Annotated in this window: 17 protein-coding genes, 2 tRNA genes and 1 riboswitch; of the genes, 5 read left to right on the top strand and 14 right to left on the bottom strand. The window is 55.7% G+C overall.

Annotated features, from left to right (window positions below; genetic code table 11):
* Window positions 1–2: 2 nt before the first annotated feature.
* From pcaF to ACEWZM_RS10560, 4 genes are all read right to left on the bottom strand, one after another.
* Window positions 3–1,205 (bottom strand): 3-oxoadipyl-CoA thiolase, encoded by a 1,203-nt coding sequence (gene pcaF, locus ACEWZM_RS10575; protein WP_414006391.1) that lies wholly within the window; start codon window positions 1,203–1,205, stop codon window positions 3–5.
* 3 nt (window positions 1,206–1,208) lie between these two features.
* Window positions 1,209–3,290 (bottom strand): 3-hydroxyacyl-CoA dehydrogenase NAD-binding domain-containing protein, encoded by a 2,082-nt coding sequence (locus ACEWZM_RS10570; protein WP_414006390.1) that lies wholly within the window; start codon window positions 3,288–3,290, stop codon window positions 1,209–1,211.
* 123 nt (window positions 3,291–3,413) lie between these two features.
* A complete protein-coding gene (locus tag ACEWZM_RS10565) occupies window positions 3,414–4,232 on the bottom strand; it encodes an alpha/beta fold hydrolase (protein WP_414006389.1) in 819 nt (272 codons plus the stop codon).
* A gap of 585 nt (window positions 4,233–4,817) precedes the next feature.
* Window positions 4,818–4,894, bottom strand: a tRNA-Arg gene (locus ACEWZM_RS10560).
* A gap of 146 nt (window positions 4,895–5,040) precedes the next feature.
* On the opposite strand from ACEWZM_RS10560, the gene ACEWZM_RS10555 reads away from it, so the two are divergent.
* Together ACEWZM_RS10555 and ACEWZM_RS10550 are read left to right on the top strand one after the other, a co-directional pair.
* Window positions 5,041–6,066 carry a LacI family DNA-binding transcriptional regulator gene (locus tag ACEWZM_RS10555; protein ID WP_414006388.1) on the top strand — a complete coding sequence of 342 codons (1,026 nt, stop codon included), beginning with the start codon at window positions 5,041–5,043 and terminating at the stop codon, window positions 6,064–6,066.
* Complete coding sequence (locus ACEWZM_RS10550) at window positions 6,066–7,280, top strand: winged helix-turn-helix domain-containing protein (protein WP_414006387.1); 1,215 nt, start codon at window positions 6,066–6,068, stop codon at window positions 7,278–7,280. Before ACEWZM_RS10555 ends, ACEWZM_RS10550 begins: the two co-directional genes overlap by 1 nt.
* Window positions 7,281–7,323: 43 nt before the next feature.
* Here ACEWZM_RS10550 and ACEWZM_RS10545 read toward each other — a convergent pair whose 3' ends face one another.
* The 6 genes from ACEWZM_RS10545 to ACEWZM_RS10520 all read right to left on the bottom strand — a co-directional run bounded on the left by ACEWZM_RS10545 (window position 7,324) and on the right by ACEWZM_RS10520 (window position 12,605).
* Complete coding sequence (locus tag ACEWZM_RS10545; RefSeq protein ID WP_414006386.1) at window positions 7,324–7,764, bottom strand: acyl-CoA thioesterase; 441 nt, start codon at window positions 7,762–7,764, stop codon at window positions 7,324–7,326.
* Window positions 7,765–7,848: 84 nt separating this feature from the next.
* Window positions 7,849–9,354, bottom strand: coding sequence for a TRAP transporter large permease (locus ACEWZM_RS10540; RefSeq protein ID WP_414006385.1), 1,506 nt, complete (start codon window positions 9,352–9,354; stop codon window positions 7,849–7,851).
* The gene (locus ACEWZM_RS10535; RefSeq protein ID WP_414006384.1) at window positions 9,351–9,935 is read right to left on the bottom strand and encodes a TRAP transporter small permease; all 585 of its coding nucleotides are present in this window, start codon (window positions 9,933–9,935) and stop codon (window positions 9,351–9,353) included. The genes ACEWZM_RS10540 and ACEWZM_RS10535 overlap by 4 nt, the downstream gene beginning before the upstream one ends.
* Window positions 9,936–10,004: 69 nt before the next feature.
* Complete coding sequence (locus ACEWZM_RS10530) at window positions 10,005–11,048, bottom strand: TRAP transporter substrate-binding protein (protein WP_414006383.1); 1,044 nt, start codon at window positions 11,046–11,048, stop codon at window positions 10,005–10,007.
* A gap of 350 nt (window positions 11,049–11,398) precedes the next feature.
* Entirely contained in the window at window positions 11,399–12,088 is a 690-nt protein-coding gene (locus ACEWZM_RS10525) for a fumarylacetoacetate hydrolase family protein (protein WP_414006382.1), read from the bottom strand.
* A gap of 441 nt (window positions 12,089–12,529) precedes the next feature.
* Window positions 12,530–12,605 (bottom strand) — tRNA-Lys (locus ACEWZM_RS10520).
* A 211-nt stretch (window positions 12,606–12,816) separates the two neighbouring features.
* On the opposite strand from ACEWZM_RS10520, the gene dapF reads away from it, so the two are divergent.
* From dapF to ACEWZM_RS10505, 3 genes are read left to right on the top strand one after another with little or no spacing between them, the layout of a single operon-like run.
* Window positions 12,817–13,662 carry a diaminopimelate epimerase gene (gene dapF, locus ACEWZM_RS10515; protein WP_414006381.1) on the top strand — a complete coding sequence of 282 codons (846 nt, stop codon included), beginning with the start codon at window positions 12,817–12,819 and terminating at the stop codon, window positions 13,660–13,662.
* A complete protein-coding gene (mtaB, locus tag ACEWZM_RS10510) occupies window positions 13,659–14,921 on the top strand; it encodes a tRNA (N(6)-L-threonylcarbamoyladenosine(37)-C(2))-methylthiotransferase MtaB (protein WP_414006380.1) in 1,263 nt (420 codons plus the stop codon). The genes dapF and mtaB overlap by 4 nt, the downstream gene beginning before the upstream one ends.
* Before the next feature lie 44 nt (window positions 14,922–14,965).
* Entirely contained in the window at window positions 14,966–15,487 is a 522-nt protein-coding gene (locus ACEWZM_RS10505; protein ID WP_414006379.1) for a chloramphenicol phosphotransferase CPT family protein, read from the top strand.
* Between the two features lie 102 nt (window positions 15,488–15,589).
* Here ACEWZM_RS10505 and ACEWZM_RS10500 read toward each other — a convergent pair whose 3' ends face one another.
* The 4 genes from ACEWZM_RS10500 to ACEWZM_RS10485 form a co-directional block, all read right to left on the bottom strand.
* A complete protein-coding gene (locus ACEWZM_RS10500; RefSeq protein ID WP_414006378.1) occupies window positions 15,590–16,381 on the bottom strand; it encodes a cytochrome c1 in 792 nt (263 codons plus the stop codon).
* 18 nt (window positions 16,382–16,399) lie between these two features.
* Window positions 16,400–17,728 carry a cytochrome b gene (petB, locus tag ACEWZM_RS10495; RefSeq protein WP_414006377.1) on the bottom strand — a complete coding sequence of 443 codons (1,329 nt, stop codon included), beginning with the start codon at window positions 17,726–17,728 and terminating at the stop codon, window positions 16,400–16,402.
* 11 nt (window positions 17,729–17,739) lie between these two features.
* Window positions 17,740–18,300 carry a ubiquinol-cytochrome c reductase iron-sulfur subunit gene (gene petA / locus ACEWZM_RS10490; RefSeq protein ID WP_414006376.1) on the bottom strand — a complete coding sequence of 187 codons (561 nt, stop codon included), beginning with the start codon at window positions 18,298–18,300 and terminating at the stop codon, window positions 17,740–17,742.
* A gap of 214 nt (window positions 18,301–18,514) precedes the next feature.
* Window positions 18,515–19,117, bottom strand: coding sequence for a glutathione S-transferase (locus ACEWZM_RS10485; protein ID WP_414006375.1), 603 nt, complete (start codon window positions 19,115–19,117; stop codon window positions 18,515–18,517).
* A 136-nt stretch (window positions 19,118–19,253) separates the two neighbouring features.
* A riboswitch (FMN riboswitch) is annotated at window positions 19,254–19,456 on the top strand.
* The last annotated feature ends 77 nt before the right edge of the window (window positions 19,457–19,533 follow it).

The raw sequence follows: 19,533 nt of genomic DNA, 5'->3' as shown, positions 1-19,533 counted from the left end.
CGTCATACGGCTTCCAGTGAAAGGGCTATTCCTTGGCCCACGCCAATACACATCATCGCCAGAGCGCGTCGTCCTTGACCGCGCGCCAGCATACGTGCTGCCGATCCGGCGATCCGTGTGCCTGACATCCCAAGTGGATGGCCCAGTGCAATAGCACCACCATTCGGGTTGATATGTTCGGCGTCATCGGGAAGCCCCAATCGCCGCAATACCGCAAGCGCCTGGCTGGCGAAGGCTTCGTTCAGCTCAACCACATCAAAGTCGGCGGGTGCAATGTTCAAACGCGCGCATAACTTTTCGGTGGCAGGAGCAGGGCCCATGCCCATGATCCGAGGTGCAACACCCGCCGTCGCGCCACCTGTGATTTGCGCAAGCGGTGCAAGTCCATGCCGCATTACACCAGCTTCGGTGGCAAGGATCAGTGCCGCCGCGCCGTCGTTCACGCCAGAAGCATTGCCCGCCGTCACCGAACCACCGTCGCGGAATGGTGCGCGTAAGGAAGCTAATTCCTCCAATGTCGTAGCGCGCGGATGCTCGTCCTGGTCAAACCGGATCGGGTCTCCTCGGCGCTGCGGGATATCAACAGGCATTATCTCATCGTCAAACACGCCGTCGGCTATGGCTGCCGCTGCGCGCTGTTGGGACCGCAAGGCAAAGGCATCTTGGTCTTGGCGTGAAATTCCGAAGTCTTCTGCGACATTCTCTGCGGTTTCCGGCATCGAGTCTGTTCCATGCAACTTCTGCATCAAGGGGTTGATAAAACGCCAGCCGATTGTCGTGTCTTCGACGCTGGGTTCACGGGAAAACGCAGTAGTTGGTTTGGGCATGACGTATGGCGCACGGCTCATGCTTTCAACGCCCCCCGCGATGGCAAGATCACCTTCACCAAGCGCGAGCCGACGATAAGCGGCAAGCACCGCGTCCATGCCCGACCCACATAGTCTGTTCAGAGTGGTCCCCGATACTATCTCGGGCAGGCCCGCCAAAAGCAATGCCATCCGAGCCACGCTGCGGTTATCCTCTCCGGCTTGATTGGCGCACCCGTAGATGACGTCGACAACTGCTTCCCAATCAATGCTCTTGTGACGCTCTATGAGTGCCTTGAGCGGTAGAGCCGCTAGATCGTCCGTCCGGATACCAGACAAGCTGCCGCCATATCGGCCGATTGGGGTGCGGATGTAATCGCAGATGAAAACGCGTTCCATAGTTTAAACCTTTTGTGGCGTATCAATTTGGTCGAGAGTTTCATCTAAGGGACCGGTTCGAAAACCTTGGCCAATGGCGATTTCAAGATCGGCAATGTCGGCTCTAACCTTAGCCCGATCCTGTGTGGCTGCCCAATAGATTGGCCCGCCACGCCATCGTGGGAAGCCATATCCATTCGTTAGGGTCACATCGACGTCTGAAGGATGCTTGGCAATGCCTTCACTCAGCAAAAGCGCGGCTTCATTGATCATCGCGGCAAGAAGCTGTCGCTGGATGGTCTCAGTATCGTAGGTCTGTGGGGCAATCCCGGCTTCGGTTCGCGCCTCAGCGATGATAGCTTCAACTACTGGGTCGGGCTCTGGGGTTTTATTGCTGTAGTCGTACCAACCTTTGCCGGTTTTTCGGCCCAATCGTCCGGCTTCGCACAGGCTGTCAGGGATGGTCACATAGCGCGCTTCCGGACTGCGCTCAGACGCCTTCCGCTTACGCATCGCCCAAGCTATATCCAGACCAGACATGTCAGACACGGCGAACGGCCCCATGGCGAAACCAAACTGTGTGATCGCTGCATCAACGTCCTGCGGTGTTGCACCGTCCAAAACCAGCAGCTCGGCTCGGCGCCGATAGGCCGCGTAAATCCGATTTCCGATGAAGCCCTCACCAACACCAGCGACAACGGGTTGTTTGCCAAGCCTTCTGGCAAGTTTTAGACCCGTTGCAAGAACCGCGTCTGAAGTCCGATCCGTACGAACAATTTCCAGTAGTTTCATGACGTCGGCAGGGCTAAAGAAATGCAATCCAATCACGCGCTCAGGCCGCGAAAGCTGCCGCACCATTTCGTTGATATTGAGGTACGACGTATTGGTCGCGATGATCGCGTTTTTGGCCAAAACGGTCTCAAGCTTTGCAAGCAGCTCGATTTTGACGTCCAGGTCTTCGAATACCGCTTCTATGACCAGATCGCATTTAGCAACCTTTTCCAGCTCTAGGGCACCCGTCAAGGCGTTGAGCAAAGCGTTGACCTGTTCAACGCTGCGCTTGCCGCGTTCGACTTGAGCTGTGAAGTTCTGCGCGATGGCGCTTGTTGATTTGGCAAGTGCTTCGTCGTTTTGCTCAACAACGGTTACTTTTAGGCCAGCGTTTAGACAGGCGCGCGCAATCCCTTGTCCCATGGTTCCGCCGCCGATCACGCCAACAGTGGTCACGTCACCCGCTAATTTCGGATCGACGTCATCGACTGTTGCAGCGCTGCGTTCGGCAAAGAAAAGATGGCGCAAAGCAAATGCATCCTCGCTTAGGCGCATTTCTTGGAATACGGCGCGTTCGTCAGCAAGCGTCTGCACTGCGTCGCCAGTTGCAGCCTTAACCAAACGGATCGCTTCCGTGACATTTGGACGGCCTTTGCCGCGCTTTATGGCCTTGGCAGTGGCTGCGTCAATCGCGCCCTCGGCATCGGCGGGCACTGGCTGTGAAATCGCAAGCCGTTTAGATCGCGTTTGCGATTTCAGGAAGGCCAATGCATCCGTCAAAATGTCACCGTCAGACACGGCGTCAATCAGCCCGATCTCCTGTGCGTGTCTCGTCGAAATTCGCGACGCCGCACAAATCAGATCGACGGCTTTGGCGATCCCAACCAAACGCGGCAAGCGCTGCGTTCCGCCAGCGCCCGGCACAAATCCAAGCGAAACCTCGGGCAGCCCGACCTTTGTATTCAGCGCGGCGATGCGATAGTCACAGCCTAGCGCGAGCTCTAACCCTCCACCCAACGCCACTCCATGCAACGCGGCAACCACCGGGAAGGGTGCGTCTTCGATAGCACGGATCACATCGGGCAACTCAGGCGTTTTCAAAGGTTGCCCAAATTCACGAAGGTCCGATCCCGCCACAAAGCATTTGCCAACGCCCAAGATGATTGCACCGGATGCTTGGTGTTCAGTAGCCTTTGCAATGGCGCCTACTAACCCTTGGCGCACAGCATATGACCCAGCGTTTACCGGTGGGTTTTCTATACGAAGAATGGCAACTCCATCAGCCATTTCGAAATAAACTTGCCCGCCTTGGACCCCGTTCGAGTTTGAAATCACATCACTTCTCCCGCTTGGGCAAGCATGCCAATGTGCTGTTCGCTTTTTGGCAGCCTGTCGGGATTGTGTCATAAATGACATTAAGCTATATGTATAGCTTAAATTAGATTTTTGTAGACTTCTTTACCTGCTCAACCTAGCGGTAAGACACGTCTTGATCCACTGTGAAACAATATCTGCGACCTCTTTTGACCTCTCATCCGGAAGCGCATGGCTGGCACCATCAATCGTGTGCAGTGTCACGCGTGGTCCCAGTTCTTTCACATAGAAATTGATATCCTGCGGTGTGCGAAACGGATCCTGCAATCCAACCAGATCAAGGATCGGAGCGGTCCCACAATGCCACCAGCTGTCATGATCGGTCCGTGTCCGAGCCGCGCGTTGGACCCTAGCAAGTTCGGGGTACCATCCGTTAAGCCACGGGCGCGCATCATGTTCTTCATGAAAAAATGCAAGCTGTAGCGCTTCTATGCGATCTTCCTCAGGCGCATCTGGGGTCATAGCGATGTTGATTGCCTGGGAAAGTTCCGCTGGCCAGCTTCCTGCCGCGGCTGCCAATAAGACAACACCATCTACCAGATCTGGCTTGTCTGCCGCCATTGTTCTTGCAATCCAACACCCATATGCGTGCCCCGCAACGAAGGCTCCGCCGGGGCCAGCCTCTGCTGCAAGTGCAGCCGCTGCATCGCCCGCGAAGTCGTGGAAATCGACGGTTTCAAGGTCGCCTTCACTTTGACCAACTCCACGAGGCCAAGGCAGGACAACACGAATCCCCTGTTTTGTTAGGTGTTCAGCAAGATGACCAAAGTCCGTCGGCCCTCGCCCTGTAGAAGCGATAAGACACAGTGTCGGCGCGTTAGTTGAGGGGGGCCCGAGTACGTCATATGCGATGGAAGCACTGCCATGGTGCACGATCTTCAACGTGCTTTCTGTTTCATTCATCTTCATGACTCCAAGGGATGTCGGCTTGGGCTAAGACTTCAGACAAATGAACTATAAATATCACTTTTGTCAAACTGTAGGGCCCGAAATTTCTTTTCGCTTCATCCTTTTGATTTGTGAACTCATACAGATGACTTGCTTCGTAAGGCGCTAGCCCACAGGCTGACCCAAGATTGGGCTCGCGGTGTGCGCCTACGGCCGAGCTTCGAGTTCGCTAGCAATCGCGCCCCAAATATTGCTCGCGCCTTTATTCTTGCCGATGTCGGTAAGCCCATCGAGACCACAAGCCTGCGGAATGAGTTTAGCGACGCAGCATGCGAAGCTGGGATAGTTTCACGCCTTCCTGGCCTACCCAAAGCCATCTGCATCTATTGGGCTGAAAGCAACGCGACGGCTCACCAAATCGCGGCGATGGCTGGGCATATGAACCTTTCTGACGAAGAGCGCTAAACGCGCTGCTCACCGTGAACGAGTGGTCAAATTGCTGGTAGGGGTAGCCGAAAATGGGACACGCTTACTCAGAAACGCAACACTCCTGCGCTACTCGCTGTAAAATAGGAGAAACAAGTCGTGGATCAAATGAAATGGCGACCCCGGCAGGATTCGAACCTGCAACCTGCCCCTTAGGAGGGGGCTGCTCTATCCAGTTGAGCCACGGGGCCGTCTTTGGTCCGGCTTATTTACGCGATAACAAACCAAACGTGGCAAAACAATCCTGACAAATTGGATTTTGCCAGAGCCGCGCCCCATTGTGCAGCGCGCGTTGTCTGCGCTAACGTAATAACAACAACAAAGTGAGGCCATCGACGTGACAACGGACAACAAGCGCCCTCTCACCCTTCGTGATGTATCCGAAGCCACCGGCGTTTCAGAAATGACCGTCAGTCGCGTATTGCGGAACCGAGGAGATGTTTCGGAAAAGACGCGGCAAAAGGTGCTGAGCGCCGCCAAAGAACTGGGTTATGTCCCAAACAAGATCGCCGGTGCACTCGCATCGAACCGGGTCAATCTGGTTGCGGTGATTATCCCATCTCTGTCCAATATGGTGTTTCCCGAGGTGCTGACCGGCATCAATTCCGTTCTGGAAAACACGGATCTGCAACCGGTCGTCGGTGTCACAGACTACCAACCGGAGAAAGAAGAAAAAGTTCTCTACGAAATGCTGTCCTGGCGGCCCTCCGGTGTGATCATTGCCGGTTTAGAACATACCGAAGCAGCCCGCGCTATGCTCAATGCCGCCGGCATTCCTGTGGTGGAGGTGATGGACACTGATGGTAAGCCGGTGGACGCAATGGTTGGCATCTCGCACCGCCGTGCGGGGCGTGAAATGGCCAGAGCCATTCTCAAGGCCGGTTATCGCCACATCGGGTTTATGGGCACCAAAATGCCGCTCGATCATCGCGCCCGCAAGCGGTTCGAAGGCTTTACTGAAGCGCTCGCCAAAGAGGGTGTCGAGATTGAGGACCGCGCATTTTATTCCGGCGGCTCCGCTCTCGCCAAAGGGCGCGAGATGACGCAGGAGATGCTGGAGCGCTCACCAGAACTGGATTTCCTATACTATTCCAATGACATGATCGGCGCGGGCGGTATGCTCTACCTGATGGATCAGAAAATCGACATCCCCGGGCAAATCGGATTAGCCGGTTTCAATGGCGTCGAACTTCTTGAGGGCCTGCCCCGGCAATTGGCTACGATGGATGCCTGCCGTCTGGAAATCGGTCGCAAGGCTGCCGAGATCATTGCTGCTCAACTCGACAATCCCGATCAAGAGATCGAAAAACACGTGACCCTGACCCCAACCATCACCTATGGCGATACGCTGAAACGACGCTGATGACGATTGCACAACTGAACAATCGGGCTGCGCGACGGTTGTTTATGGATTGTCACGCCCTGCTGGAACAACCCAGTGGCTCGGCCAAGGCAGACGCGCTTCTGGATCTGATCACCCGATTGGGGTTTGTTCAACTAGACAGCATAAACACGGTCGCGCGTGCCCATGATATGATCCTCTATTCTCGCAGGCCCAGCTATCGTCCGGCAGCGCTGAAACGTGTTTATGAGAAAGACCGCAGCCTGTTTGAACATTGGACACATGATGCCGCTGTGCTGCCGATGGAATTCTATCCTCAGTGGCACCTGAGGTTTCAACGTGATGCAGAGGTTTTGCGCAAGCGCTACCGCAACTGGCATCGCGACGGTTATGAGGCAAAGTTCAAGAGTGTTTTAGACCACATCCGAGACCATGGTCCGGTTGGCTCGTCTGACGTTGGTAAAGATGAGACCAAAGGCTCAGGCGGCTGGTGGGATTGGCACCCATCCAAAACAGCGCTTGAGTATCTCTGGCGATCCGGCGCACTGACCGTGGTTGGGCGTAGCGGTTTTCAGAAACGCTATGACCTGACCGAGCGTGTGATCGACGACGCGCTACTGCCAATCCAGAATACAATAGACCCATCAAGCACCGTCGACTGGCTCTGCAATGCCGCTCTCGACCGATTGGGGTTTGCGACGTCTGGTGAGCTGGCAGCATTTTGGGCCACTGCTACACCTGCTGAATCTGCAACCTGGTGCAAACTTGCAGAAGCTGAGGGCCGAATCGTTCCGTTGGATATTGCACTGGCTGATGGGCGCAGCCGCAAGGTCTATGCTAGGCCAAATGTCATCGAAACCGCCAGTGACCTACCACCGCCTCCGGGCCGCATGCGCGTACTAAGCCCCTTTGATCCTGCTGTGCGGGATCGCAAGCGTGCCGAGGGCCTGTTTGGATTTCACTACCGGATCGAAGTCTTCACCCCCGCTGCGAAACGCCGCTATGGCTATTATGTATTTCCGCTGATGGAGGGCGACCGGTTGGTGGGTCGCATCGACATGAAGGCCCAACGACAAGAGGGCAAACTAAACGTCACCGGGCTCTGGCCTGAGCAGGGCGTCAAATGGCCAGCATCACGACAAAACCGGCTAGAGGCCGAACTGGAGCGCGTGTGCCGATTTACCGGGCTGGACCGCGTTAACTTTGCCGACGGTTGGCTACACGGCCCTCTTTGACTGTGGTCGATTGATTGCACGACCTGCCCATACTCTGCCCAGCTCAGACAAGATCCGGCCGCATTAAGGGTTCAATCGCTGCGCGATAGTCGGCAGGCGCAGCCTTGGCAGTAAAATCTTCAGGCGCGATGAACACGCATACAAACTTCCCCTCGAAACACAATGTCCCGTCCTGACTCGCGTCGACGCGAAACGTGACTGATTTGTGCCCCAGCGCAACAGGCCAGACCGCACAGGACAGCCGATGTCGCGGCGTCACCGGTGAGCGGAAATCGATGCTCATATGGACAAAGGGCGTGCCAGTGCCTCGATCCAGCTCCATCTGATACCAGCCATCCCCGTCCAGCTGGTGCTCCCACCACGCATCAATCGCCTGCAGAGCGAAGCCCGGCAAATGGCCGGTATAGGCAATGCGCGCTGGATCGCAATCGCCCCATCCGACACGAATCTCATGCACAAAATCAGGTTGGGTGGCGTTCGTCATTGGTGGCCTCGGCTTTTAAACTCTCAGAAACGGATACGGCCACCCGCCGAAGCAGATGGCCGCTGTGTTCAAAACTATTGCCCGTCAGCGCATCAGCATCAATGGCAACAGCGTGATAACCGGAAAGGCCACAAGGATCACAACCCGGACCAGGTCAGACGCCACAAAGAACATCACCGCCTTATAGGTATCTACCATACGAGTGCTACGATCCATTGCATTGATAACAAACAAGTTCATTCCGACTGGCGGTGTGATCAGACCAACCTCAACCACGATAAGAACCAGAATGCCGAACCAGATGGCGACGTATTCCGTCTCAATTCGGTTTACCAGGCCTTGGGTGACACGAATGCCCAGCTCTTTCATCTGCTCTCGGGTCAGCTCGGCGCCAGTAGCAATCGCCTCCTGTATCGAGGCCAACATCTCGGCCCCCATTCCATCGGGTATGCCGGCTTTCAATACTTCCATCGCGGCATCTGCCTGCATAGCAGGCAGGTTCACCAGACCAAAATCCATTGCGGAAATCACCGGGTAGAAGATCGGAATTGTCAGAAGGATCATCGACAGGCTATCCATCAGACAGCCAAACACCAGATAGAAGGTCAGGATCAGGATCAACACCATCCAAGGGCTAAGGCCCTGACTGACAACAAAATCAGCAAGCTCCTGCGGAACCTTGGTTAGCGCGAGAAAGCCGTTGTAAAATCCGGCCCCCAGCACGATGAAGAAAATCATCGCTGTAGATCGCGCAGTCACCATGAAACTGTCGGTCAATGTCTCGCGATTCAAACCTCCATTGAGCCAGGCAATCAGCCCAGTACCTAGCGCGCCTACCGCTGCACCCTCAGTTGGGGTGAACCAGCCCAAGTAGATACCGCCTACCACCAAGCCAAAAACCAACAGCACGGGCCAAACCCGCAGCAACGCTGAAAAACGTTCGCCCCATGGCACCGGCGGGCGGGTACCGGCACTGCCTGGAAACACCCGAACATAGACAGAGATCGCTATCACATAGCCAATCGCTGCCAGAATGCCGGGGATAAAGGCCGCTAGAAACAGTTTGGCGATATTCTGCTCGGTCAGAATTGCATAGATCACCAAAACGACGGAGGGCGGGATCAAGATGCCTAGTGTGCCACCAGCTGCCAATGTTGCGGTGGAAAACCCACCCGCATAGCCATAGTTGCGTAGCTCTGGCAATGCGACCCGACCCATGGTGGCGGCTGTGGCCAGTGACGACCCGCAGATTGCACCAAACCCGGCACAGGCCCCAATAGAAGCCATAGCGACGCCACCCTTCTTATGGCCCAGAAACCCCTCCGCTGCTTTAAACAATGCCGTCGACATACCGCCCAGTGTCGCAAAATGTCCCATCAGGAGAAACATCGGTACGATGGTCAGCGAATATGATGAGAAGGTCGAATAGGTCTCACTCTTCATGCGGCCAAAGGCGACCTGCGTGCCATCTGTCACGACAATCAGCCCCACCAGGCCAACCAAAAACATCGACAATCCAATCGGCACACGCAGAAAGATCAGGATCATCAGGATGGGAAATGAAGCAATCCCAATTTCAAGTGCGGTCACTGTTCATCCTCCACGCCGTCCCAGACAAGGATACGACCGGTAAAAAATTCGATAGTGCGCACCGCAGCCATATACGTGCCAACAAGTGCTGCGACGCAAGCCGCAAACAAGCTGGCGCCATAGGACCACCAGACCGGAAACTCGAGCAGGAAAGACGTCTCGCCATTCTGCACCTTACTGAGGGTCCCAGCCCCCAAACGCGCGGCGATAAGCACGAGCACCGCAGCAAAGACAATCTCTGTCAGCATGCGCAGAAACCGTTTTACAGAGCGCGGAAAACTGTTGGTCACAAGATCAACCGAGGCATGACCGGCGGTGATCTGGCACAATGGCAGAAACGCAAAGATCGCAAAGGCAACCCCCGCCTCGACCACTTCGAAATCGCCATTTATCGGCCCTATGCCGATTGAGATTAGCCATTCCGACAGGTCGGGAGCCATTCCCTGCATGATCGCACCATGCAGCAAACCGTTCAGTAGCCGCCCGACAATCGATAGACAGGTCAGCAAAATCAAAAGCGATAAGACAATACCGCCCGCGACGGCCATCAATCTGGCCAGTCCCATCATCAGCTTATGCATGGAATTTACCTTTTTCAGGTGGGTGGACCCGCAATTTCAGATACGCAGGTCCACTGGTCTTGAGCGCAGTTATTGATACTGAGCGGTATATTTATCGATAAGATATGTGGCCTGCTCCAGCAGCGCGTCGCCATCGACACCTTTCGCCTTCATATCATCCAGCCACTGCTGGTAGATCGGCTGCGACGTTTTGCGCCAAACGGCGGTCTGATCTTCATCAAGGGTGATGACATTATTGCCTTCGTCCAGCGCGAATTCACGCGCAGGTTCATCCGCATCGGCCATCGTGCCACCAGCAAAAACCGAGAATTCCAGACCGGAATTTTCGTCCACGGCTTTTTTCAGATCATCGGGCAGGCTCTCATACTTTTCCTTGTTCATCGCCAGAACAAACGTCAGCGTATAAAGCGCGCGGCCCGTGAATTCGGTATGGTTCTCGACCAATTCCGGCACTTTCAGTGCAGTGGTCACCTCCCAAGGGATGGTGGTTCCGTCGATGACACCTTTGGACATCGCTTCAGGAATAGCCGGAACCGGCATACCAACAGGGGTGGCTCCCAATTCCGTCAGCAGACCGTTCACAGACCGGCCACCGCCACGGATCTTCATCCCACGCAGATCTTCTGGTGCTTCAACAGGGTCGGTCGTGTGGATGATTCCAGGCCCATGAACCCAAGTACCCAGAATTTTCAAATCCTTAAATTCTGTGTCTTTCATATGCTCATCGAACATTTCCCAATATGCGTGCGACGCTGCCCGCGCATTGGTCATCATGAAGGGCAGTTCAAACACCTCGGTCGATGGGTAACGGCCGGGGGTATAACCAACAACCGTCCACACGATATCAGCCACACCATCAATAGCTTGGTCCATCAGCTCTGGCGGTTTGCCACCCAGTTGCATCGATGGATAGCGGTCAATCTTTATCCGCCCATCCGACGATGCCTCAACTTTATCGGCCCAGACATCCAGGATCAGCTTAGGCACATTGGCCTGCGCTGGCAGGAACTGGTGCATTTTCAGCGTAACATCCTGCGCCAAGGCGGATGTGGCGCCCATTGCCATCATTGCGACGGCACCCGCCGCCCCTAGTAGCGTTCTCCGAGTGGTCATGTGTTTCCTCCCTCTGACCTTAAGTCTTTTGTCATCTATCGCTTTCAGGTAGCCCTGATGCAACAAATGCCATACATCCGCGGCATCATGTGATGGTGACTATTGCACCACCTGACAGTCGCGTTGTTTCCCCCTGCACCACCAGCTATTAGGTGCATATGTAACTATCAACCAAATATTATATATCTTGGCCGCATGACTGCGCGATCATGCTCCGACCAGCTGCCGTTATGGCACAAAAATACGTTACACATTTCGTATAACAAGCGGTAATTGGGTTACTTAAATACCGCATAGGTTGTGACTAGACCTCAAACTCACCAGCAAACCCGCATGTCGAACCAACGCATCTAACGTAGCGACAATCGAACTGGAGCCAACCCGTCGATACCACCTTCGATACGATCTCCTGTGACTACAGGACCAACCCCGGCAGGCGTCCCAGTCATCACCAAATCCCCCGGCTGCAGATGATAATATCTCGACAGATGGCATAGAATCTCTTCTACCGACCAGATCAGCTCTGCTAGGGATGCATTCTGGCGGATATTCTCGTTAACCCGCAACCAAATGTGTTGATCTTCCGGCTTCCCCCAATCCTCCGCCGCAGTGAGCGGTGCAAAGACGCTGCCATTCTCCAGATCCTTGCCAAGACTCCACGGTCGCTGTTTTTGTCTCTCGCGCAGCTGCAGATCACGACGAGTCATATCCAGCGCGCACCCATACCCCCAGATCGCGGCGCGTGCTTGCGTTGCGGTAGCCTCTTTAAGTGGTGCAGCAATCGCCACAACCAACTCCATTTCATGGTGAAAATTCTCAGTGCCCTGCGGATAAGGCACCTCTGCACCGCTCAACACCGCATGACAGGCCGATTTGGTAAAGTAGAACGGCTGCTCTCGGTCAACCTCCGCCCCCATTTCCGCGGCGTGCGCCGCGTAATTTCGACCAACGCAGAAGATACGTCCAATCGGCCAGACTTCGTCCCGTCCTTCCAGCGGAATCGCAGGAACGGGAGGTAGATCAAACAGCAGTTCTGACATCGCAGACCCTTCCGATGAAACGCGGCCAGATCGGCAATCCGCAGTTCCCCGCGACCCAAACCGCTTGCCATCAAATAGCATTGGCGCACCCTACCAATCCCATCACGCTAACGCGACCACGCAAACACAACTGCCTCATTTTTACAAAAGCCAGCGAAGCACTCCGAGACATGCTGCTTCGAGAAGTAAAGCTGGAATCATACCATTGCTGTCGACCCGGCACGTAGGCTCAGAAATGTCAGCTAAATTTTCGGACGATAGACAATGGAGCAACCTTGGCATCGGAAAAGCCCAATCCTAGGTGATGTCAGTTACTTCATCCAGCCGATAGTCCGGCTTGCTTGAATATGGATGTTTTGAAAAGAGATTGGCATTTGGATGTTTGATTGCAAGACAAAAGCCAGCTCGACGAATCTCAAATCGCACATCAAATGGAGGAAGTGGTGAGCCGTGCAGGATTCGAACCTGCGACCCACTGATTAAAAGTCAGTTGCTCTACCAACTGAGCTAACGGCCCACTTCTTCGTAGGAACATTGTGGCGTTCCTTGGTCGCTCTTTAAGGACATAATCCAGAAGGATCAAGCACTTAATTTGCTTCGGAGCAGCGCGACCTTGCCAGTCATACTGTCCCGATAGGCGGCGTATCTAGGGGCAAGGGCGAATACGGTCAAGCCCTTTTTTCAAGTTTATTGCTGCAAGGGTGGATTCATCTTCGACGGAAGTCTATATGCCCGAAATGACCATAGGATCAGACACCCGCTTGCCCTTTATGAAGATGCACGGCCTCGGCAACGACTTCGTTGTTGTGGACGCGCGTGACGCATCGTGGCAGATCACCCCGCCCATGGCCGCGGGCATTGCGCATCGGCAGATGGGCGTAGGTTTTGACCAGCTTGCCGTCATCACCAACGGCACTGAAGACGCACATCTGACATTCTATAATGCCGATGGGTCAACCTCTGGCGCCTGTGGCAATGCCACACGTTGTGTGGCGCGTTACCTGATGCAGCAGACCGGGCGTAGCGCACTGCGTCTCACAACGGATCGTGGTCTTTTGCTGGCCGAAGATGCGGGCAAGGGCCTGACTGCAGTAAATATGGGCCAACCCCAGCTGGACTGGCAGGACATCCCACTGGCTGAGGATGTCGACACATTGGAATTGCCTATCGAGGGCACACCAACAGCCACCGGCATGGGCAATCCGCATTGCACCTTTTTCGTCGCTGATGCCGAGCTGATCCCCCTCGCCGAATTCGGTGCTCGCTATGAGCACCATCCCCTGTATCCCGAACGCACCAATGTGCAGGTCGCCCATCTGATCGGGCCTGATCACTTGCGGATGCGTGTGTGGGAACGCGGCGTTGGCATCACGCTGGCCTCTGGCTCCTCCTCTTGCGCTACCGCAGTCGCGGCTGTTCGTCGGGGCCTCACTGGCCGCAATGTTCAAATCGATCTTGATGGCGGCTCACTCTGGATCAATTGGCGTGACGACGGCGTCTGGATGACCGGACCGACCTGCCACGTGTTCGACGGCACTTTCACACGCAATTTCCTCGAAAGCCTCGGATCATGAACGCGCCCAAATTCACCACACTTGGCTGTCGACTAAACGCCTATGAGACCGAAGCAATGAAAGAGCTTAGCCAGCAGGCCGGGCTTGAAAATGCGGTTGTGGTGAACACCTGCGCCGTAACAGCCGAAGCAGTCCGCAAGGCACGCCAGGAAATCCGCCGCCTGCGCCGAGAGAACCCGGACGCAAATATCATTGTGACCGGCTGCGCGGCGCAGACCGAACCGGCGACATTTTCCGCAATGGACGAAGTCGACAAGGTCATCGGAAATACAGAAAAGATGCAGGCAGGCACCTGGCGGGCGATGGCCAAGGGGCCGAATTTCATCGGCGCGACGGAGAAGGTACAAGTCGACGACATCATGTCAGTGACCGAAACCGCCGGCCATCTGATCGACGGTTTCGGCACCCGCAGCCGCGCCTATGTGCAGGTCCAAAACGGTTGTGATCACCGCTGTACCTTCTGCATCATCCCGTACGGTCGTGGCAACTCGCGTTCCGTGCCCGCAGGCGTCGTGGTCGACCAGATCAAGCGATTGGTGGACAAAGGGTATAACGAGGTGGTGCTGACCGGTGTTGATCTCACCAGTTGGGGCGCGGATCTGCCCGCTACGCCCAAGATGGGCGATTTGGTGATGCGCATCCTAAAGCTGGTGCCTGATCTGCCCCGGCTCAGGATTTCCTCCATCGATTCGATTGAGGTCGACGACAACCTGATGCAGGCCATCGCGACCGAACCACGCCTGATGCCACATCTGCACCTGTCGCTCCAGCATGGGGACGATTTGATTCTGAAACGTATGAAGCGTCGGCATCTGCGCGACGACGCTATCCGTTTCACGGAAGACGCCTCGCGATTGCGTCCCGAGATGACCTATGGCGCTGACATTATCGCGGGGTTCCCGACCGAAAGTGATGCCCATTTTGAAAACTCGCTGAAGCTCGTGAAAGACTGTAACCTGACCTGGCTGCATGTGTTCCCTTATTCCAAGCGCGATGGCACCCCAGCGGCCAAGATCCCAAGCCAGGTGAGTGGCACCGTGATCAAGGAACGTGCCGCCCGCCTGCGGGCCGCGGGCGAGGCGCAGGTACAGGCGCATCTAAAAGCCCAAGTCGGAAAAACTCATCGGATCCTGATGGAAAACCCGCACATGGGCCGAACCGAGCAGTTCACCGAGGTCCGGTTCAAGACACCGCAGATCGAAGGCCAGATTGTCACCACCGCAGCTACCGGCATCGACGGAATTCAACTCACCGCCTGATACTGGGCTAACCCGCGCAGCGGAGAAAAAGGAGCAAGCCCGAAATGGCCGTTATCCTCTTTCTGCATGGCCCATCCAGCAGCGGTAAATCCACACTCGCATCAGAGCTGCGCCGACAGTCGCGGTCTCCGTTCCTTCAGATGTCGATCGATCATTTTCGTGACAGTGGTGCGTGGAACCCTGCCGACTATCCAAACTGGCCCTCTGCCCGTCCCGCTTTCTTCAATGGCTTTCATCGCGCCGTGGCAGGCTTTGCTGACGCAGGCAACGATCTGATCGTTGAACATATCCTAGACACACCCGGCTGGCATCAGGATCTGCAGATTTTACTCGCAGGGCATGATCTCTTTTTCATCGGGCTAGACGCGCCCTTGGTGACGCTGAACCAGCGTGAAGTGATCCGTGGTGATCGCCCGCTCGGCAGCGCCGCTGCGGATGCTGCCTATGTTCACGATGGCCTCACATATGATCTGCGCCTTGATGGCACCTATTCAGCAGCGACATCCGCCGCCGCCATCCTGCGCAAGTTGGAAAAACCATTGGCGCTCTCGCAGTTTTTCACCTGACAACACGCAAAACCCAAACGCATCAGAAAACTTGCGACCAAAAAAGAAAACCCCCGCAGGCAGAGCCTGCAGGGGTTTCAATCGTATTGAAAATCCGGCGGCTTAGCTGGATTTCTTGCCTTTGTGTGGTGCCCAAAGACGCTTGTTGGTGAGGTACAGCATCACCGACAGCAACGTCAGGAACAGCACGCCAACAAAACCAGCTTGCTTGCGCGCCATCATCTTAGGCTCAGCGCTCCACATCAGGAAGGCTGAGACATCCTTGGACATGCTTTTCACGTCATTGGCGTGGCCGTCGACAAACTCGACCTGCTCATCCGACAAGGGCGGAGCCATGGAGATCCAGCCACCCGGAAAAGCAGTGTTGCCGTAGAAAATGGTCCCTGCTTCTTCCTTTTCTTCGCCGGTGTATCCGTCCAGCAGCGAAGCGATGTATTCCGCACCACCGATGCCTTTGAACAGCTGGTTCATACCGGATCCGTAAGGACCGTGGAAACCCGCGCGCGCCTTTGCCATCAGGCTCAGGTCGGGCGCGCCGGCGTTGGTGTTGGCGGGGAAATGATCGGTCGGCTTGGCCGGACGATCTTCATCTTCCACCGGATCATAGACCGAGAAGTTCTCGGCCGCGTAGGCACGGACCTGATCTGCCGGCAGGTTCGGGCCACCCTCGTCTGCCAGCGTGCGCAGCGGCACCTGTTTCAGACCGTGACAGGCAGCACAGACCTCGGTGTAGATTTGCAGGCCGCGCTGCAACTGATTGGTGTCGTATGTGCCGAACGGACCTTCAAACGAGAAGTCGAAATCCTCGACGTGGCCCGAGCCGCCTGCCGCAAACGATGCGGCAGGTGCCAGAGACAGTGCGAAGGCGGCACCAATGGCTAGTTTTTTCAACATGGTTGCTGTCCTTCTCAATTACTCAGCCGGAGTGGCGTCAGACTTCTTGCCATAATGGGCATCAAAGTCCGCTTCGATAGTCTCGGGAATGGCCTGCGGCTTCTCGATCACGCCAAGCAGCGGCAAGATGACCAGGAAGTAGCCGAACCAGTAAGCCGAGGCGATCAGCGAGAACGACGCATAAGGCTCTTCAGCAGGCATCGCACCCAGCCACATCAGGGCAAAGAAGTCGATGACCAGCAAGAGGAACCACCATTTGAACTGCGGACGGTAACGACCCGAGCGCACACGGCTGGTGTCCAGCCAAGGCGCCAGCGCCATTACGGCAATCGCACCAAACATCGCCAGAACACCAAAGAACTTTGCGTCAATAATACCACCGGTCACGAAGGATGCGATCTGTACCACCCACACTTCGGATGTGAACGCACGAAGGATCGCGTAGAACGGCAGGAAGTACCACTCAGGAACGATGTGCGCAGGTGTCACCAGCGGGTTGGCTTCGATGTAGTTGTCGGGGTGGCCGAGGTAGTTCGGCATAAAGCCAACAATGGCCCAGAAGATCACCAGGACCACAGCCAGACCCACGAAATCTTTGATCACGAAGTAGGGCCAGAACGGCAGCGTGTCTTTCTTGGCTTCTTCCTTCGAGCCGCGACGTACTTCAACACCCGTTGGGTTGTTGTTGCCAGTGGTGTGGAAGGCCCAGATATGGACGATCACCAGAGCAGCAATCACAAACGGCAGCAGATAGTGCAGCGAGAAGAAGCGGTTCAGCGTAGCGTTATCGACCGCCGGTCCGCCCAACAACCAAGTCTGCAGCGCTTCACCAACAAAAGGAATCGCGCCGAACAGGCCAGTGATAACCGTAGCACCCCAGAAAGACATCTGACCCCAAGGCAAAACATAGCCCATGAAGGCGGTGCCCATCATCATCAGGTAGATCAGCATCCCAACAATCCACGTGATTTCACGCGGTGCCTTGTAGGAGCCGTAGTAGAGACCACGGAAGATGTGGATGTAGACCGCGACAAAGAACAGCGACGCACCGTTGGCGTGCAGGTAGCGGATCATATAGCCACCGTTCACGTTGCGCATGATGTGCTCAACGCTGGCAAAAGCCAGATCAACGTGCGGTGTGTAGTGCATCACAAGAATGATGCCGGTCACAATTTGCAGGACCAGGCAAAATGCCAGGACGATGCCCCAGATCCACAACCAATTCAGGTTCTTGGGCGTGGGGATCATGATGGTGTCATAGATCAGGCCAACGATGGGCAGGCGGCTGTGCAGCCACTTCTCACCACCGGTTTTCGGCTCATAATGATCGTGCGGAATGCCGGACATGAATGCCTCCCTTATCCCAGTTGGATCGTAGTTTCATCAAGGAACACAGCCGTTGGAACCGGCAGGTTCTCGGGTGCGGGACCTTTGCGGATACGGCCAGCGGTGTCGTAGTGGGACCCGTGGCACGGGCAGAACCAGCCATTGAAATCGCCAGCACCGTCACCCAGCGGCACACAGCCGAGGTGGGTGCAGACACCCATCATGACCAGCCATTCGCCGGACTCATCAAGCGTACGGTTTTCGTCGGACGCATCCAGACCAGGCTTGTTGGCATTGCGATCCTGCTGGTCGGGCAATTCCGACAGTTCGACAGACCGGGCTTCTTCGATTTCTTCCGCGGTACGGCGACGGATGAACACCGGCTTGCCAAGGAACATGACAGAAAGCTGTGTCCCAACTTCTACGCCACTGATGTCCACAATAATCGAGGACAGAGCCTGAACGTCAGCTGAGGGGTTCATCTGGTTGATCAGGGGCCAAATTACGGCGCCCGCAGTCACTGCCCCGGCGCCAGCAGTGGCGTAATAGAGGAAATCTCTCCGGGTTCCTTCGTTGTCTTCTGCGTGGGACACGAGGTTTTCTCCAATTCCAGCGCCCGTTTAGGGCAAACATGCGCATTCACTGCGCAAAGAACGCAGTGACTCATCGCGGGTATCTAGCGGGGAGAAGGGCTTTCGTCCAGCGGTCATAGGCGCGCAGATGGACGCAGTCGCAAGATATTATGCACAACTGTTGCAAACAGCCTCACATATTTGTACCTGCCCCCCGCATTTCAAGTCCCGTGGATCAGTTTTCGGGTGGTCGGGTTGCCTGCATCGATGGGCGCGAATCGAATTCAGCATACCAGTCAGCTAACGCGTCATTGCCCTTGCGCCACCCCATATCAGGGTGACGGAAATCCACATAGGCCAAGGCACATGCGACAGCGATCTGCCCGATACGCATCGGGCCCTTCAAATGCGCCATCCAGCGGGTATTCAACGCAGAACAACCACCCAAAACCTTACCAGTCTGCCCTTCGATCCACTCAGGCCATTGCTTGTCTTCGGGGCGCAGGCGTTTTTCATAGGCCAACAAAACCGCTGCATCCATAATGCCGTCCGCCGTAGCCTCCAGCACCCGCGTTTCCCAACCGCCATTATAAAGCGCGCCGCCTGCCCGATCCGCCAAATAGGCACAAATCACCCGGCTATCATAAAGCGTCGCCCCATCCGTCCGTTCCAGCGCAGGAATCTTGGCCAGAGGATTCGCCGCTTTCAGATCACTGCTGGGGCTGACGGGTGTTGTCGCAACAGGGCAAAGCTCAACATCGTCCAACTGCTGCGTTTCGTGCAACAGAACCATGACTTTGCGCACATAGGGCGATGTAGGAGCGTGAAATAGCTTCATGTGTAAATTCCTTTTCAATAGCGGCTGTGGCCGCATCACGGTCCACTCTAACTCTGCCTGCCGCCAGGAAAACCCCCAGCATGATCATCCCGCCTTCTGTTTCTCTTGCCTTTGGTCGATCCTGACGCCATGGTCGCGCTGTTCTCAGGGCGGGGCGAAATTCCCCACCGGCGGTAAGCGGGCCATTCCCGTAAGCCCGCGAGCGGTCATTTCGAGTGACGTCACAGGTGAAGTCGGCTTTCGGCTCTCATGTTTCTGTGACTGCGATAGGGATGATGTCTAGCAGATCTGGTGCGATTCCAGAGCCGACGGTCATAGTCCGGATGAAAGAGAAACGTGTGACAGAGCCGCGACAGCCGCGTGCTCTCATCACGCGTGATCGCCTTGGGTGACGTGTCAAACCTATAGGAGATACC

Origin of the sequence: Phaeobacter cretensis (genome assembly GCF_047372505.1) — a bacterium.
Taxonomy (GTDB): Bacteria; Pseudomonadota; Alphaproteobacteria; order Rhodobacterales; family Rhodobacteraceae; genus Phaeobacter; species Phaeobacter cretensis.
The sequence above is the reverse complement of the archived record's forward strand: the minus strand, read 5'-3'. Positions and strand labels throughout refer to the sequence as shown.

Bases quoted from the DNA above. Each gene is read 5' to 3' on its own strand.
- ACEWZM_RS10530 (WP_414006383.1), bottom strand. From the start codon at position 11,048: ATGACCACTCGGAGAACGCTACTAGGGGCGGCGGGTGCCGTCGCAATG.
- dapF (WP_414006381.1), top strand. From the start codon at position 12,817: ATGCCCGAAATGACCATAGGATCAGACACCCGCTTGCCCTTTATGAAG.
- ACEWZM_RS10525 (WP_414006382.1), bottom strand. From the start codon at position 12,088: ATGTCAGAACTGCTGTTTGATCTACCTCCCGTTCCTGCGATTCCGCTG.
- ACEWZM_RS10535 (WP_414006384.1), bottom strand. From the start codon at position 9,935: ATGCATAAGCTGATGATGGGACTGGCCAGATTGATGGCCGTCGCGGGC.
- ACEWZM_RS10565 (WP_414006389.1), bottom strand. From the start codon at position 4,232: ATGAATGAAACAGAAAGCACGTTGAAGATCGTGCACCATGGCAGTGCT.
- ACEWZM_RS10545 (WP_414006386.1), bottom strand. From the start codon at position 7,764: ATGACGAACGCCACCCAACCTGATTTTGTGCATGAGATTCGTGTCGGA.
- ACEWZM_RS10505 (WP_414006379.1), top strand. From the start codon at position 14,966: ATGGCCGTTATCCTCTTTCTGCATGGCCCATCCAGCAGCGGTAAATCC.
- ACEWZM_RS10550 (WP_414006387.1), top strand. From the start codon at position 6,066: ATGACGATTGCACAACTGAACAATCGGGCTGCGCGACGGTTGTTTATG.
- pcaF (WP_414006391.1), bottom strand. From the start codon at position 1,205: ATGGAACGCGTTTTCATCTGCGATTACATCCGCACCCCAATCGGCCGA.
- ACEWZM_RS10500 (WP_414006378.1), bottom strand. From the start codon at position 16,381: ATGTTGAAAAAACTAGCCATTGGTGCCGCCTTCGCACTGTCTCTGGCA.
- petB (WP_414006377.1), bottom strand. From the start codon at position 17,728: ATGTCCGGCATTCCGCACGATCATTATGAGCCGAAAACCGGTGGTGAG.
- ACEWZM_RS10485 (WP_414006375.1), bottom strand. From the start codon at position 19,117: ATGAAGCTATTTCACGCTCCTACATCGCCCTATGTGCGCAAAGTCATG.
- mtaB (WP_414006380.1), top strand. From the start codon at position 13,659: ATGAACGCGCCCAAATTCACCACACTTGGCTGTCGACTAAACGCCTAT.